Origin of the sequence: Sphingomonas sp. LR55 (genome assembly GCF_036856015.1) — a bacterium.
Classification (GTDB): domain Bacteria; phylum Pseudomonadota; class Alphaproteobacteria; order Sphingomonadales; family Sphingomonadaceae; genus Sphingomonas.
Genome location: NZ_JASPFO010000001.1, coordinates 1,358,813 through 1,374,662, shown reverse-complemented (window position 1 = coordinate 1,374,662; position 15,850 = coordinate 1,358,813). Strand labels below are relative to the sequence as shown.

Annotated in this window: 10 protein-coding genes and 1 pseudogene; 5 read left to right on the top strand and 6 right to left on the bottom strand. The window is 64.8% G+C overall.

Features of this window, described 5'->3' with window-relative positions; genetic code table 11:
• Positions 1 to 83 precede the first annotated feature (83 nt).
• The gene (locus tag QP181_RS06455) at positions 84 to 2,123 is read right to left on the bottom strand and encodes a beta-galactosidase (protein ID WP_333928022.1); all 2,040 of its coding nucleotides are present in this window, start codon (positions 2,121 to 2,123) and stop codon (positions 84 to 86) included.
• Positions 2,124 to 2,218: 95 nt separating this feature from the next.
• Positions 2,219 to 2,461: an alpha-L-fucosidase C-terminal domain-containing protein gene (locus tag QP181_RS06450; RefSeq protein ID WP_333929573.1), complete on the bottom strand. Its 243-nt coding sequence runs from the start codon at positions 2,459 to 2,461 to the stop codon at positions 2,219 to 2,221.
• A gap of 267 nt (positions 2,462 to 2,728) precedes the next feature.
• Here QP181_RS06450 and QP181_RS06445 point away from each other — a divergent pair.
• The 5 genes and pseudogenes from QP181_RS06445 to mqo all read left to right on the top strand — a co-directional run bounded on the left by QP181_RS06445 (position 2,729) and on the right by mqo (position 12,573).
• A pseudogene (locus QP181_RS06445) lies at positions 2,729 to 5,504 on the top strand (TonB-dependent receptor).
• Between the two features lie 157 nt (positions 5,505 to 5,661).
• Complete coding sequence (locus QP181_RS06435; protein ID WP_333928019.1) at positions 5,662 to 5,991, top strand: hypothetical protein; 330 nt, start codon at positions 5,662 to 5,664, stop codon at positions 5,989 to 5,991.
• Entirely contained in the window at positions 5,988 to 8,594 is a 2,607-nt protein-coding gene (galA, locus tag QP181_RS06430; protein WP_333928018.1) for a beta-galactosidase GalA, read from the top strand. Before QP181_RS06435 ends, galA begins: the two co-directional genes overlap by 4 nt.
• Before the next feature lie 112 nt (positions 8,595 to 8,706).
• Positions 8,707 to 10,350: a DUF5597 domain-containing protein gene (locus tag QP181_RS06425; RefSeq protein ID WP_443027524.1), complete on the top strand. Its 1,644-nt coding sequence runs from the start codon at positions 8,707 to 8,709 to the stop codon at positions 10,348 to 10,350.
• Positions 10,351 to 10,830: 480 nt separating this feature from the next.
• A complete protein-coding gene (gene mqo / locus QP181_RS06420) occupies positions 10,831 to 12,573 on the top strand; it encodes a malate dehydrogenase (quinone) (RefSeq protein WP_333928017.1) in 1,743 nt (580 codons plus the stop codon).
• A gap of 217 nt (positions 12,574 to 12,790) precedes the next feature.
• Here mqo and QP181_RS06415 read toward each other — a convergent pair whose 3' ends face one another.
• Genes QP181_RS06415 through QP181_RS06400 form a run of 4 tightly spaced genes read right to left on the bottom strand, consistent with a single transcriptional unit; the run spans position 12,791 to position 15,839 of the window.
• Positions 12,791 to 13,666, bottom strand: a complete 876-nt coding sequence (locus tag QP181_RS06415) for a hypothetical protein (protein WP_132897050.1) — start codon at positions 13,664 to 13,666, stop codon at positions 12,791 to 12,793.
• A gap of 37 nt (positions 13,667 to 13,703) precedes the next feature.
• Entirely contained in the window at positions 13,704 to 13,955 is a 252-nt protein-coding gene (locus QP181_RS06410) for a CsbD family protein (RefSeq protein ID WP_333928016.1), read from the bottom strand.
• Positions 13,952 to 15,421: a PAS domain S-box protein gene (locus tag QP181_RS06405; RefSeq protein WP_333928015.1), complete on the bottom strand. Its 1,470-nt coding sequence runs from the start codon at positions 15,419 to 15,421 to the stop codon at positions 13,952 to 13,954. The genes QP181_RS06410 and QP181_RS06405 overlap by 4 nt, the downstream gene beginning before the upstream one ends.
• 52 nt (positions 15,422 to 15,473) lie before the next feature.
• Positions 15,474 to 15,839 (bottom strand): CsbD family protein, encoded by a 366-nt coding sequence (locus QP181_RS06400; protein WP_132741781.1) that lies wholly within the window; start codon positions 15,837 to 15,839, stop codon positions 15,474 to 15,476.
• Positions 15,840 to 15,850: the final 11 nt, after the last annotated feature.

Below are 15,850 nucleotides of genomic sequence, written 5' to 3'. Positions count from 1 at the left end.
TAATTGCAGATACGGCGCGCGGATCAACCGTATTCCGCGTCAACGCAAGGCGAAGACCCGGATTGGCCACTTATCGGACGTCGTTATTGGAGCAGCGCCACGCCGTACGGCAAAAGGTCGAGCCGATCGGTATAGGCTTTGCCGCTCAGAATATCGTGCTGCTCGCCTGCCAACGCCACACGAGCAGGCGCGGTGTTCGTGTTCACGTACAGCGTCCGCCCATCGACAATGCGCGCGACTACGCCCGGCGGAGTGACCGGGCCACGCTTGATCCCGAGTTCGGTATAGAGCGATCGCACGAGCGGATCGAGAAACGCGCCTTGCGCGGCGGTGGCGAGATAGATCGCCCGGCCCTTGCCGAAGCGGTTGATGGTGATCGCCGGGCTTGGCTTGGGCGTGTTGGTGAACATCGCCAGCGGTTTGGCCGTGCTCGGTTCGAGCACCTCGTAATAGGGATCGCTACCGATCTGCTCTTTGCCGTCGAACATGATCTTCAGCGGTTGCTCGGCGCGATAGAATTCGTTGGTCCGCACGCCGAACACGTCGGTCAGCCGGCCGGGCAGGGGCGTCTCGAACCATTTGCCGGTCTCATCGACCTTGGCGGAATAGCCGGTCATGATCACCGTCCCGCCGTTCGCGACGTAGCGACGCACGGCCTCGGCAGTTTCCTTGTTCATCATGTACGCGCTGGGCAGGATCACGAGCTTGTAGCGGTCGATCGCGTCGTGGCCGATGTCGATCACCGCGGTGTCGATGTTGTCGACGAACAGCGGTGCGAGCGCAGCCTTGGCCTGGTCGGGATAGCTGGTCTTGAAATATTCCTGCATCGTGTTGGGCCCCGGCGGGGGCGAGGTCAGCCAGTTGGTCTGGAACGAATAGGCGATCGCCACCTCGGGCTTGCGATAGCGCGGGAAGCCCATCGTCTTCAGCTTGGCGAACTCGCTGGCGATCTGGCCGAACTCGCCGACCTTCCACGATGGGCGGCCGTCATGGTCGACCAGTCCGAACAACCCCTGTTCCTCGCCGCCGCTATGCGAGTTGAAGGTCCAGGCGAGGAAGGTCTGCGCGTAGTAGATCAGCCCGAAATAGGCCCACATCCGTGACCGGCCCGGCGTGCCGTAATAGCCGCCACCGCCGGCCGTGAATTCGTTCAGCCACATCGGCGTATCGTGCCCGGCTCGGTTGCGCGAGACGTCTAGCGCCGCGCCTAGCGGCTCGCCCGGATAGAAGCCCTGGCCGCCATAGGTCGAGACCTTGTCCCACGACCGTAGATAGTCGAACCCCTTGGTCCAGGCGTCGGGCCAGAAGTTCGACGCGACGGGCAGGTTCGGTGCATATTGCTTGCGGACTGCTTCGAGGTCGGTCAGCGCACCGATCGTGTCGTCCGACCAGAAGCGCCGGAGGTCGAGATTGCGCTCGTTCGGCCCTGGGCCATTGCCATAGGGTAGGTCGACCTCGTCCCAGCTATTGATCCGACGCGACCAGCGCTGCGTCGCCCAGGCGGTGTTGAGCGCCGCGATCGTCCCGTATTTCTTCTGCAGCCAGCCGACGAAGCGTTGCCGGTCAGCCGGCGAATACGACATCTGGCCGTTGCCGATCTCGTTGGTGTAGCCGACCGCGATCACCGCGGGATTATGCGCGTACCGCTTGAGCATCTGCTCGGCGAGCCGCCGGACCAGCCGGCGATAATCGGGATCGCTGATATTGTCCCAATAGCGCGTCGCGGCATTGCGCCGGACGCCGTCCTGCGTGACGAGATCGACGCCGGGATATGTCTTGTGCAGCCAGGTCGGTGCCGGCTGGCCGGGAATGTCGAGGAGCACCTTGATCCCGGCGGCATGCATCTGGTCCAGGATCGCGTCGAACCATTCGAACGTGAAATGGCCTTCCTGCGGCTCGAACGAATCCCAGGACAGGTCGCCCATGCGGACCATGGTGAACCCGGCCTTCTTCATGATCGCGATGTCCTGGCGGATCTGCTCGGGCGAACGGTCGATCGGCTGGTAGCAGGCGCCCACGAACAGGTCGCCGCGGCCCGGCCAGTCGGGATGCCCGACGGCGGTCTGCGCCTGCGCTGGAACGATGCTGGCAAGCGGAACAGCCAGCGTAGCCGCCGCAAGCATCGCAAACCGCAGGGCGCGGATCAGGGGTGTTTCAAATAGCCTCTCCAAGCTCGTGTTCGATCGACGCGCACATCGTGCACGTGCGGTATTTCTCGTCAGGCGAAATCGATCGCGAACGCGCTCGCGTGACGCGTCGGCAAGGTCGCAGGCAGGTCGATCACCAGAGCCTGTCCGGTCTGGCGAAACGCGATCGCGCCGGGGCGGCCGAGCAGGCGCACTGCGCGTACCCGGCGTCGTTCGTGCGGGTTGGGCTGGGCCAGCGACGTGATCGCGGTCTGCCCCCGAGGCATGCCGAGCGTGATCGCGTACAGCGTCTCGCCCTTGGTCGTGAACCGGATGTCCTGCGCCGTGTAGCTGGTCTTCTCCGCAAACGCGCCCGCTACGGCGGTGGTCGGACCCTCGCCATAGATGCCATCATACCGGATGAATTGTCCACGTAAATCGAATTAGCATATAAATGATCTAAATCATTCGCTAGGCGCCGCTGACGATACGGTAGCGGCGTGGCCGCGCACGATATCCAAGAGTGAACCGCGGGCGGTCCGTAAGGATCAGACCCGCTGGAGGAGAGTGTGACGAAGCGTTCCAAGATTAGCGTTGGCAGCATCAAGGGTCTGAGCACGACCGTGTCGCTGCTAGCACTCGTGATAGTTGGTTCGGTAGCGCAGGCGCAGGTCGCGGCACCGCAGGATGGCGCGCCCGCGCCGGTTGCGGATGCTCAGCAGACCAGCGGTACTGCCGCCTCGAGCGCCGATCAGGGCCAAGCAGTCGATACCGCGCCCGTCGCCGCAGAGGCGGGCGATGACATCGTCGTGACCGGCGTCCGTGCGAGCCTTCAGTCCGCCCAGAACATCAAGCGCAACTCGGCGCAGATCGTCGACTCGATCGTCGCCGAAGACATCGGCAAATTGCCCGACCGCAACATCGCCGAAGCGCTGCAGCGCATCTCGGGCATCCAGATCCAGCGCAACTTCGGCGAAGGCAGTTCGGTCGCGATCCGCGGCCTGACCCAGGTCCGCACGGAGCTGAACGGTCGCGACATCTTCACCGCGAGCGGGTCGAGGAACGCGCTGAGCCTCGAGGACGTACCGTCCGAGCTGCTCGCCGGGATCGACGTCTACAAGAACCCGTCGGCGGACCTGATCGAGGATCAGCTCAGCGTCACGATCAACTTTCGTACGCGCAAGCCGTTCGACTTCGACGGCTTCAAGATCTCGGGTTCGGCGACGAACACCTATTATGATCTGATCAAGAAGAGCCAGCCGGCCGCATCGCTGCTCGTCAGCGATCGTTGGAATACCGGCATCGGCGAAATCGGCATCCTGGCGAGCGCGTCGTATCAGAAAACCAATTTCCGCCAGGACACGATCTCGACCGAGCCGTTCTACACGCTCGACGAAAGCAATCCCGGTGACGCCGCCACCGCCGCGCTGCTCGGGCGGACCGGCCAGACCACGACGCTGCCGCATGGCACCGGCATCGGCGAAGTGTTCGGCGACCGCCGTCGCCTCGGCATCGACGTGTCGCTCCAGTGGCGCCCGACCGACACGCTTGAGTTCACCGGTGAGGTGTTCCGCAACGATTACAAGCTGCGCTCCTATGGCTACAGCTATTTCGCGTACACCAGTGGGGCGTCGATCACGCCGCTGGCCGGCGCGCCGTTTACCTATGCACCCAACGGAGATTTCCAGAGCGGCACGTTCACCGACGTACCGATCGGCAACAATACCTCGCTCGGTTCGCGGCATTCTCTGACGACCGATTATTCGCTCAACGGCAAGTGGAAGCCGACCGCCAACCTGACGATCACCGGCGATCTCCAATATGTCGATTCCAAGACCGACAACCTGAACTCGATCGTCGGATTGAGCGGCGTCGCCACCACGTTGACGCAGGACATCTCGGGCGAGATCCCGTCGTTCCAGATCGTGTCCGCCGATGGCCTCGCGAACCCCGCGACCTACAGCAACGGCTTCTACCTGGATAACCTCAACAACTCGAAGGGTACCGACAAGGTCGGCCGCCTCGACGGCGAATATCGCTTCGACGGAGGTATCCTGAGCTCGATTAAGGCGGGCTTCCGGTTCGCCGATCGTCGCAACCGCACCAGCGATACCGGCTATCGTTATACCGGGCTGACCGGCGCTGCGACAAATCTCCGTTATGTCGACCTCGGCGGCTTCTTCCGCGGCCAGGCCGATCTGTTCGGCGACATCCAGGCGTTCTCGCTCCCGACCGTCCTCGACTACGACGCCACGCGGGCGTCGCTCGGCATTGCGACCTTGCCGAGCTATGTCCCGAGCGGGACCAACACGCAGGCGCAGAAGACCTATACCGGCTATGCCGCGGCGTTCTTCAAGGCGGACGATCTGCCGGTGCCGATCGACGGCAATATCGGCGTGCGCGTGGTCCAGAGCAAGGTCGCGGTCTCGGGCTTCTACCAGCAGGTCGACCTGATTACCGCGCCCGACGGCACTCAGTCGACCGCGGCTCCGACCTTCACCGAGGTCAACGAGGCGACCAAGTACACGTCGGTTCTGCCGAGCCTCAACGTCCGTGGGCGTCTGACCGACCGGCTCCAGCTGCGTTTTGCCGTGTCGAAGAATATCTCGCGCCCGAACTTCAACCAGCTCAACCCGAGCCTGACGATCACCGAGCCCGGCACCGCGCAGATCGACCAGCAGCACGTGACGTCGACCGGCAATCCCTATCTGAAGCCGATGAAGTCGACCAATTTCGATGCCTCGCTCGAATGGTATTTCGCCAAGAGCGGATCGCTGACGGTCGCGGGGTTCTACAAGGATATCTCGAACTACATCCAGACGGTCATCACGCCGCGTGACGTAACCTTTACCGACGGCGTCACCGCTACCTACGACGTCACCACCTACAGCAACGCCGCCAAGGCCAAGGTGAAGGGTGCGGAAGTCGCGTATCAGCAGTTCTTCGACTTCCTGCCGGGGCCGCTCGCCGGCTTGGGCGTGCAGGCGAACTTCACTTATGTCGACTCCGAGGCGCCAAGCCCGGCCAGCGACGGTCCGGTGACGCAATTGTCGCTCGAGGGGCTGTCGAAGTATAACTACAACCTGATCGGCATATACGAGCGTGGGATCGTATCCGCGCGTCGCCTATAACTGGCGCAGCGAGTTCCTGGTGACGACGTCGGCCAACGGCACCGGCAATCTGCCGCAGTTCCAGAAAGCGTCGGGGCAGCTCGATGCGTCGATCACCGCCAACGTGACCCCGCATCTGTCGCTGACGCTGAACGGGACCAACCTCACCAACACGGTGCGGTCGACCTATTATGGCATCACCACCCGGCCGCGCGATTCGATCATGAGCGACCGCCAGATCAGCGGCGTGGCGCGCATCACCTTCTGATCTGGCAACGCTGGACGTTAGGGCTGGGCTCGATCTTCGGATCGGACTCAGCCCCTGGCGGGCAGGGAATGGCGGACACTGTTGTGACAGAGCCGCTGGCTTCGGATACGCCAGCGTAAAGCATGGCCGCTATATGCGCGCTTCGGAGGGGGAAACGATGAAGCAGGACCAGCCGACGACCCGGATCAGCCGCCGCCTGTTTCTTGCAAATGGTGCAGCGCTTGGCGCGGCGATAGGACCGGCGCAGGTCGCGCGCGCCGCGGTAACGCGGTCCGAGGAAGCAACTGCGGGGGCGTTGCCGATGCCAGCGACACGCGATGCGATACCGCTACGCGCGCCGGTCGAAGATCCCGGCCGACTACTGCTCGACGGCGGCTGGCGGTTTCATCTCGGCGACATACCGATGACCGAGATCTCGCGGGCATGGCTGGTCCTACAACAGCGCGAAGGCCGGACAGGCACAGGGCGCCGCGGCCATCTATTATGACGATCTCGGACTGGCCCGAGGTCGCATTGCCGCACGACTGGGCCATGGCGATGCCCGTCGCCGAAAGCGCCAACGTGTCGCAGGGCTATCGCCGTCGCGGTTTCGGTTGGTACCGGCGGGCGTTGCGGCTCGATCCGCAGGATCGCGGGCGCTATCTCGAAATCCAGTTCGGCGGGATCGCGACGAACGCGACGATCTGGTTCAACGGATCGGTCGTGGCGCACAACTGGAGCGGCTACAATTCGGTGTACGTCGATATCACCGACCTCGCACGCTATGGCGACGACCTGAACACGATCGTCGTGCGCGTCGATGCGCAGACGATGGAAGGCTGGTGGTACGAGGGCGCGGGCCTGTACCGTCACGTCTGGCTGGTGAAGCGCGATGCCACCTATATCGCCACCGACGGTATCCACGCCGATCCGCGTCGCGGACCCGACGGCGCATGGTCCGTCCCGGTCACAGCGACGCTCGGCAATATCGGCAAGGACGCGGTTGCCGTCTCGATCGAAGCGACACTGATCGATCCGGACGGCCGCGTGATCGCGACGCAAACCGCCGGCGGGACGGTGCCGTCGCTCACCCCGGCCGACGTGGCGCTTACTCTCCCGGTAACGACTCCCCGGCTTTGGTCGGTCGAGACGCCGACGCTCTACACGCTGCGCACGCGGTTGATCCGCGCGGGAAAGACGGTCGACGAGCGGACGCTTCGGATCGGCTTCCGTACGCTGCGGTTCGATGCCGCGACCGGGTTTTACCTCAACGACCGCCCGCTCAAGATCAAGGGGACGTGCAACCACCAGGATCATGCCGGCGTCGGCGTCGCGGTGCCCGATGCGCTGTGGGACTGGCGGCTCCGGCGGTTAAAGGATCTTGGCTGCAACGCGATCCGGTTTTCGCACAACGCGATCGCGACCGAGGTCCTCGACGCGTGCGATCGCCTCGGCTTCCTGGTGATGAGCGAGAACCGCAACTTCAACACCAGCCCCGATTACATGGCGCAGCTGCAATGGCTGGTGCGGCGCGATCGTAACCGGCCGAGCGTCATCATGTGGTCGGTCTTCAACGAGGAGCCGATGCAGGGTACGCCCGCCGGCTATGAAATGGTCCGTCGCATGTCGCGGACCGTCAAGGCACTCGACGACAGCCGCCCGGTGACCGCGGCGATGAACAGCGGGATGTTCGCGCCCGTCAACGTCAGCCAGGCGGTCGACCTGGTCGGCTTCAATTACCAGCGCGATCAGTATGACCGGTTCCACGCCGCCAATCCGACGCTGCCGATGATCAGTTCGGAGGATACGTCGAGCTTCATGACGCGCGGCGCGTGGACGACCGACCGTGCCGCGCACGTCATGGCGTCCTATGACGAGGAGCCGGCCGACTGGGGCAGTACGCACCGCGCCGGCTGGAAATCGATCGCCGAGCGCTCCGTCGTCGGCGGGACGTTCGTGTGGACCGGGTTCGACTATCACGGCGAACCGACACCGTTCGAATGGCCGTCGGTGAGCAGCTATTTCGGGATCATGGACCTGTGCGGGTTTCCCAAGATGGCCTTTTATCTCCACCGCGCGCAGTGGATCGACGACGTGCCGCTGCTGGACCTGATGCCGCACTGGAACTGGCCGGGACGCGAGGGCCAGCCGGTCAAGGTGATGGCGCTGACCAACGTCGATACGGTGCGGCTGCTGCTCAACGGTACGGTGGTCGGCGAGCAGGCGGTCGATCGCTTCACGATGCCGCAGTGGCAGGTTTCCTATGCGCCGGGGCGGTTGGAGGCGATCGGCTATCGCGGCGGGCGCGCGGTCGTGCGCAGCGTGGTCGAGACGACCGGCGCGCCGGTCGCGCTTCGGATCACGGCCGATCGCAGCGCAATGGCTGCGGACGGCGAGGACGTGCAGCCGTTTACGATCGATGGGGTCGATGCGTACGGACGCCATGTGCCGACCGCCAACCTCCCCGTCGCGTTCGCCGTGACCGGCGGCACGATCATCGGGCTCGGCAACGGCGATCCGATCAGCCACGAGCCCGAGCAGGGTGACAGGCGCGCGCTGTTCAACGGGCTAGCACAGGTCATCGTTCGTGCTAGGCAGGGCGGGGCTGGGGCGCTGTCGCTCAAGGCAACGTCGGCCGGTCTGCGCAGCGCGACGACCACGGTCCGCCTGCTGGCAACCCCGCCCCGGCCGAGCGTGCCGACCACCGCGGCGACGCTCATGCTGCAGGACTGGCGGCAATCGCCCGCGTTCGCGACCCGGCCATCGCCCGATATCGTGCTCGCGGACAACGACATGAACAGCTGGCTGTTCGTGCGGGCGGGCGAGATCCAGCCGGCGCAGGGTCACGGGACCTGGAGCGTGCTGCGCGCCAAGGTCATGCCGCGTCGGCCGGTGCGGGAACGCGGCGGTAAGCTGGTCTTCCAGGGCGTCGTCGGTCGTGGCGAAGTCTGGATCGACGGCAAGCGCGTCGGGACGAAGGCCGGGTTCGCACCGGGGACGGTCATCGTGCCGATGCCTGCGGGCGAAGGCGAACGGATCGTATCGGTTCTGCTGGAAAGCAACGGCACGCAAGCGTCGGGGCTGGGGGGCATCGTATTCGTAGAGGAATGAGGCGTTCCGCGCGCATGCGTCACAGCGATAACCGGTGCGGAACGCAAGTATTTCGGCGACGATCGGCAGGGGATTTCCGGGCGGCGCTGCTTCGAGAGAAAAGGATTCAGTGATGGTTCGTATGAAGAAAATGCTCGCGGGCTTAGCCCTGTCGGCGTCGCTGATCGCCGGCATCGCGTCGGCACAGACGACGACCGAGGTACCGCGGATCGTCACCAAGGGCGGCCGGCATGCGCTGATGGTCGATGGGGCGCCGTTCCTGATGCTCGGCGCGCAGGTCAACAACAGCAGCAACTATGCGTCCGCACTGCCGCAGATATGGCCGATGCTCGACCGGATGCATGCGAACACCGTCGAGATCCCGATCGCGTGGCAACAGGTCGAGCCGGTCGAGGGCAAGTTCGACCTGTCGTTTCTCCAGACGCTGCTCGATCAAGCGCGCGCGCATGACAAACGCGTCGTGCTGCTCTGGTTCGGGACATGGAAGAACACCTCGCCCGGCTACACGCCCGACTGGTTCAAGGCCGACAACAAGCGTTTTCCGCGGATGAAGTTGAAGGACGGCACCGACCATTATGTCCATTCGCCGATGTTCCGCGCGACGCTGGAGGCGGACAAGCGCGCGTTCGTCGAGGCGATGAAGTACCTCAAGGCGCACGATCCGCAGAACACGGTGATCATGGTGCAGCCGGAGAACGAGGTCGGCAGCTATCGCTCACCGCGCGATTACGGTGCGCAGGCCAACGCCGTGTTTGCCAAGCCGGTGCCCGCCGAACTGGCGAAGGCGCTCAAGAAGCCGGGCGGAAGCTGGACGCAGATGTTCGGTGCGCAGGCCGACCGCGCGTTCAACACCTGGCATACCGCGCGCTTCGTCGATGAGATCGCGGCGGCGGGGAAGGCGGTCAAGCCGCTGCCGATGTATGTCAACGCCTCGCTCGCCGGGCCGTCGAACGTGCCCGATCCGACCGGCGTCGCGAGTGGTGGCCCGCAGCAGGACGTGCTGGATATCTGGAAGGCGGCGGCGCCCGCGATCGATTTCCAGGCGCCCGACATCTATGACCGCGATGCCGCCCACGTCGCTCTCTACCTTGACGCCTATGCCCGCCCCGACAACGCGCTGATGGTGCCCGAGATCGGCAACGCGAAGGAATTTGCGCGTTTCTTCTACGCGGCGCTCGGCCGCGGCGCGATCGGCTATGCGCCGTTCGGCATGGATGAGACCGGGTATTTCAATTACCCGCTGGGGGCAAAGGCGCTCGACGACGAGACCGTCGATGCGATCGGGCTGAAATACGCCGCGCTGTCGACGATGGCGCGCGACTGGGCGAAGATCGCGTTCGAACATCCCACCTGGGGTGTCGCCAAGCCTGACGAAAGCGCGGGGCAGGCCGCAGTCCAGTCGGTCACGATGGGCGACTGGACGATCGGCACCAGCTATGGCGAATGGCAGTTCGGGCAGAAGGACTGGACGTGGATCAAGTCCGAGCCGCCGGTCTGGGCGAAGGAGCCAGTCGGCGGTGTCGCGGTCGCGCATCTGTCGCCGAACGAATTCCTAGTGGTCGGCGATCATGTCCGGTTGAACTTCGGGACCGCGAAGGGTGGCCCCGCGAACGGCTCGGTATTCCGCGTCGAGGAGGGCCGCGTGGTCGACGGACGCTGGGTGATGAGCCGCATCTGGAACGGCGACCAGACCGATTACGGCATCAACCTGCTCACCCCGGTCATCCTGAAGGTGACCATGGGGCGCTACAAATAGCGATCGCGGCGCGGCTGATCGTCGCGCGGGGACTCGCTGAACGCTATCCGTTTTCTGGTGCTGCCGGCAGGTCAGGCAGCACCAGAAGCTGACGCGTGCGTCTGGACAGCCGGGCACGGCGCGGCTTTCAGACGAAAGCAGATGGGAAAATATCGCGTCCGTCGCCTGAACGCCAGCGGGGCGGAGAGAGGCATCGACGGCAAGGCTAGGGCCCCTGCCGTAAGCGTTAACCTTGCGTGAAGCGCCCTAGAATGCCATATCCGGCATGGATAGTCGCCGCTTACCATAGACATGGCGACACCCAGACATTCCGACGACAGATTAGGCGAGGACTTGGAGCATCAGCTGTGCTCGGTCGTCGGCCTCGTGCTGTCGGTTCCGTTTCACACATGCTCCCGACGATAACCAGGTGATGGACGATCGCTTTTCGCCGTTTGACCGGTGAAAAGCGCGCGAGGCCAGCCGCAACGAGAAGGTAGCATGGTGCCGCGCGACATGAACAACGATAACTCACATTCCACGACCATTTCGGCCGCAGATCCGGCCGGTGCCGCGGCAGGCGTAACGCGGCGCGGCCTACTCGGCTCCGCGATCGGCGCGGGCGTCGTTGGCGGGGCTTCGATGCTACCGCTGGCGCAAGCCGATGCCGCGACGACCGAGCGCAACGTCGACGTGCTGCTGGTCGGCGGCGGCATCATGAGCGCGACGCTCGCGGTGCTGCTCCACCAGCTCGAACCGACCTGGACGATCGAGTTGATCGAACGCCTCGACAAGGTCGCCGAGGAGAGCTCGAACGGCTGGAACAACGCCGGTACCGGCCACTCGGCATTGTGCGAGCTGAACTACACGCCGGTCAACGCGACGGACGGACTGGTCGAGATCAAGAAGGCGATCGAGATCAACGAGCAGTTCCAGGTCACGCGCCAGTTCCTAAGCCATCAGGTCAAGGCGGGCATGCTCGCCAACCCGCGCTCGTTCATCAACTCGACGCCGCACATGAACCTCGTCTGGGGCGACGCGAACGTCGAATTCCTGCGCAAGCGTCACGCTGCGCTCCAGGCGAGCCCGCTGTTCTCGGGGATGGAATTTTCGACCGATCGCAAGCAGATCGCACAGTGGGTGCCGCTGATGATGCAGGGCCGCGACCCGACGATGAAGCTCGCCGCGACGCGCTCGCCGCTCGGCACCGACTGCAACTGGGGCGAAGTGACGCGCCAGTATATCAAGACGATGACCGCGCAGCCGGGGTTCACGCTGACCACCGGGCATGAGGTCCGCTCGCTCGAGCGTAGCGCCGACAAGCGCTGGCGCGTCACCGCGCGCGACATGAAGAGCGACGAGAAGCAGATCATCAACGCGCGCTTCGTGTTTGCAGGTGCTGGCGGCGGTGCGCTGCCGATCCTGCAGAAGTCGGGGATCCCCGAGGCCGACGATTATGCCGGCTTCCCGGTTGGTGGGTCGTTCCTGGTGACCGAGAAGCCCGCGGTCGCGCAGGCGCATCTCGCCAAGGTGTACGGCAAGGCTGCGGTCGGTTCGCCGCCAATGTCGGTGCCGCATCTCGACACGCGCTATCTCGACGGCAAGCAGGCATTGCTGTTCGGGCCGTTTGCGACCTTCTCGACCAAGTTCCTCAAGGAAGGCTCGTATTTCGATCTGCCGGCGTCGGTGACGCTCGACAATTTCCGGCCGATGATCGCGGTCGGCTGGGACGATTTCGACCTGGTCGAGTATCTCGCGGGGCAGCTGATCATGTCGGATGCCGACCGGATGACCGCGCTGCGCGAGTATTTTCCGGGCGCGAAGGATGGCGACTGGCGGTTGTGGCAGGCGGGCCAGCGCGTGCAAATCATCAAGCGCGATCCCGAGAAGGGCGGCGTGCTGAAGCTGGGCACCGAGATCGTCGCGTCGAAGGACGGCTCGATCGCTGCGCTGCTGGGCGCGTCGCCGGGTGCGTCGACCGCACCGTCGATCATGCTCGATCTATTGAAGAAGGTGTTCCCGAACCATCTCGCGACCGCGGCGTGGCAGGGCAAGATCCGCGAGATCGTGCCGAGCTATGGCACCGCGCTGAACGATAATCCGGAAGCGATCGCCAAGACTTGGGCGTCGACGGCCGAGACGCTGCAACTGACGGTGCCGTCGCCTGCGGTGTCCGTCGCGACCCAGCCGAAGCCGGCGGCGACGCGGGTGAAGGTGGACCGGAGCCCTGATCTGGCGCTGTAGTGCGCGGAACGGTCCAAGCACGCACCTCACGTCATCCTGACGAAAGTCAGGACCCAGAGCCAAGCAGCGCTGTCCTTGGTATCCCTGGGTCCTGACTTTCGTCAGGATGACGGAGGGGTGGCGGCACAATCCAGCCAAAAAAGGGCGCTGCCGGTCGAACCGGCAGCGCCCTTTTTCGTAGTGGTCGCGGCTGAGGACCCGCCGCGACCTTGCGTTCTTACACGCGGCGACGGGTCGCTGCGGTTGCGCCGAATGCAGCGGCGGCTGCACCGATCAGGAGCGCGATCACGATCGTGAACGACGTCCCTGCAGCAGCACCGGCAGCCGTGTCGGTGGCCGACTTGGCGGTTGCGATCGCCTTGTTCTTGCTCTGAACGAACTGCGCCTTGGCGCGGGTCACCTGGGCCTGGGCTTCCGGTCGGCTGATCTTGCGCTGCGCTGCGATGATGTCGACGATCCGGCTCTCGGCACGGGCGCCATCCTGGCCACCAGCGGCGAGCGCCGGCAGTTCCTGGGCGATTTCCTTCTGCGCCTGCTCAGGCGTCATCTGTGCGGGATCCGACGGTGCGGTCGAGAAATACTGCGCCGCTTCGTTGCGCACGTCGCTGACGTCCACACCGGCGACGTCTGCCACCTTGGGCGCCGCTGCGCCGATACCCGTGCCGGCTGCCGAGGCGACCGAACCGACGGTACGGAAGGCGCCGCCGACGATGCCGCCGACTGCCGAGGTGAGCAGGTACAGCGTCAGGATCAGCGTGACGCCCCACACGACCAGGCCGTGGACCAGACCGTCGAAGCGGTCATGGACGCCGGCGACGCGTGCTGCAGTGTAGCCGCCTGCGCCGAGCGCGATGACCGTGGTGATCAGCCAATAGATGCCCGCGCCGATGCCGAACCCGGCTGCCCCCGGCGTCGTGCCCTCGACCGGATCGACCATGCTGAGGCCAATCCCAGTGCCGAGGATGCCGAGCACGAGCTGAACCGCGATCGCGAGGACGACGCCTGCGAAGATCGCGCCCCAGGATACGCGGGTGACGGACTTGCCGTAGCGTGCGTCTTCGGCCGGCACGTAGCCGGTGGTATTGTTGATCATAAACACTCCTGTTGAAACGAAAATTTGTCGGTCGGCGTCAGTGCGCGCCGTCCTTTTGCCCCGTGCGCCTGCGTCCCGATGTCGGACGGGAATCAGGCTTCGGCTCAGGGGAAGGCTTGGTACGCGGTGGCGCTGCCTTGGCGTCGGCCCCATCGGCCTCGCGCGCGCCGGCTTCGCTTTCGCTGGCCCCGCGCTGCGTGACACTGGTATCGCCGATCAGCTTGCCGATCGCCTCCTGTACGGAGCCCTTGGCCTGCCGCGCGCGGCCCTTGTCGGTGTCGCGGGTCATGCGGCGACCTCCTTGATATTGGGAATAACGACCGAGTCCCCGTCGAACCCGCGTGCACGCGCCCAGGCCGCAGCGGCGTTGCGACGGTTGACGCCGATCTTCGAATAGATCCGCGCGACATGGTTGCGCACGGTGTTGGCCGAGACGTCGAGCGTCCGTGCGATCGACTTGTCGTCCAGCCCGCGGCAGATCAGCGCCAGCACCTCGCGCTCGCGCTGCGTCAGTTCGCCGAGACCGACACCGGTCGTTTCGGCTTGCGGTGTACGGATCCGCGCGAGCTTCTCCATGATCGAGCGGCTGAGCCAGCTCGTATCCTGCATCACCGCCTCGATCGCGTTGACGAGTTCGCGCTCCGACGTTTTCCGCGTGGTGATGTCGCGCATCGCCCACAGCACGCACTTCTCGTTCTCGAGCATGATCGGCTCGGTCGAGACGATGCCGTCGATGACCGTGCCGTCCTTCAGCTTGATCCGGACTTCACGATCGCGGATCGGGCGACCCGCCGCGATCTCGTCCTCGAGTTCATGACGTTGTGCCGCGGTTTCCCACAATTCGACATCGCCGAGCGGCGTGTCGGTGATGTCCGAAGCAGCATAGCCGGTCAGTTCTGTGAACGCGGCGTTGACGTCACACAGACGGTGACCGTCGAGTGTGCCGATCGCCAGCGCGACGGGGGCGAGCGAGAAGGTCCGCATAAAGCGTTCCTCGCTCTGGCGCAGCGCAGTCTCGGCCTTTCGACGCGGCTCGAGATCGGCGAAGGTGAACAGCATGCAGGGTTGATCGCCCATGTCGATCGGCTGGCCCGCGACGATCACCAGTTTCGACGTTCCGTCCGGCAGCGCCAGTTCGGCCTCCATCTGCGGGATCGTCCGACCCTCGGCGAGGCGCTCCTTGGCCAGATCGCGTTGCTCAGCGCGTTCGAGCACGTCGATGTCGTACACCGTCCGCGCAAGTATGACCTCGCGCGCGTGCCCGGTCATGTCGACGAACCCCTGGTTCACCTTCACGAACCGCAGATCGCATAGCCGACAGATAACTGCGGGCGCGGGGTTGGCGTTGAACGACTGTTCGAAGCGATCCTCTGCTTCGAACCGTGCCGAGACGTCCTGAATGATCATCACCAGGCATTCGGGCTCGTCATGGTCGTCGGTCAGTACCAGACTGCGGACCTGATGGATCCAGCGCGGTTCCTCCTCGCCCGCAACCGCCACCTCGACGACGACCTCCGAAAATGCCTCGCCGGAAACGACGCGTTCGATCGGATAGTCGGCGTTATCGAGGCGGTGGTTGTTGCGATACCGCAGCTGAAACCGGTCGCGATACTCGTCGACCGTCTCACCGAGCTCGGCCATCGACTCGACCCCGTGCATCCCAAGGGCGGCAGTGTTCGCCCACAGGATGCTCTGATCGGGATCGATCAGGATGACGCCCTCGTCGAGCCCTGCGATGATCTGACGCAAATGCATCAGATCGGCAGAGTCGCGCAGCGATTTCAAGGCGGTCCGGGTCGACAAGGTCTCAGTCGCGCGAACCGTGGACGAGCCAGGCGAGGCCGTAACCGACTGCCGCTGCGCCGAGCGCCCAAAGCAATGGTGCATCCTTGGCAGAGTCCTGTGCGGTCTGCGCACCGCGGCGTGCGACATCCGCAGCGCGATCGGCGACGTCACGCGCGTCATGGCTCAGCTTGTCGGCGAGCTCGGGTGCGCCGTCGACGATATCGCCAACTGCCGACTTGGCGCGACCGTAGAGGTTCTGCGCGCCACCAGCGACTTGATCGACGACACCATCGACCTGCCAGTCCCGGCTGCCGACCACATCGCCCACGCCCTTTTCGACCTTGCCGCCGACATAGCGCGCGCCGCCCTGGAATTCGTCCTTGTTCATGGTCATTACCT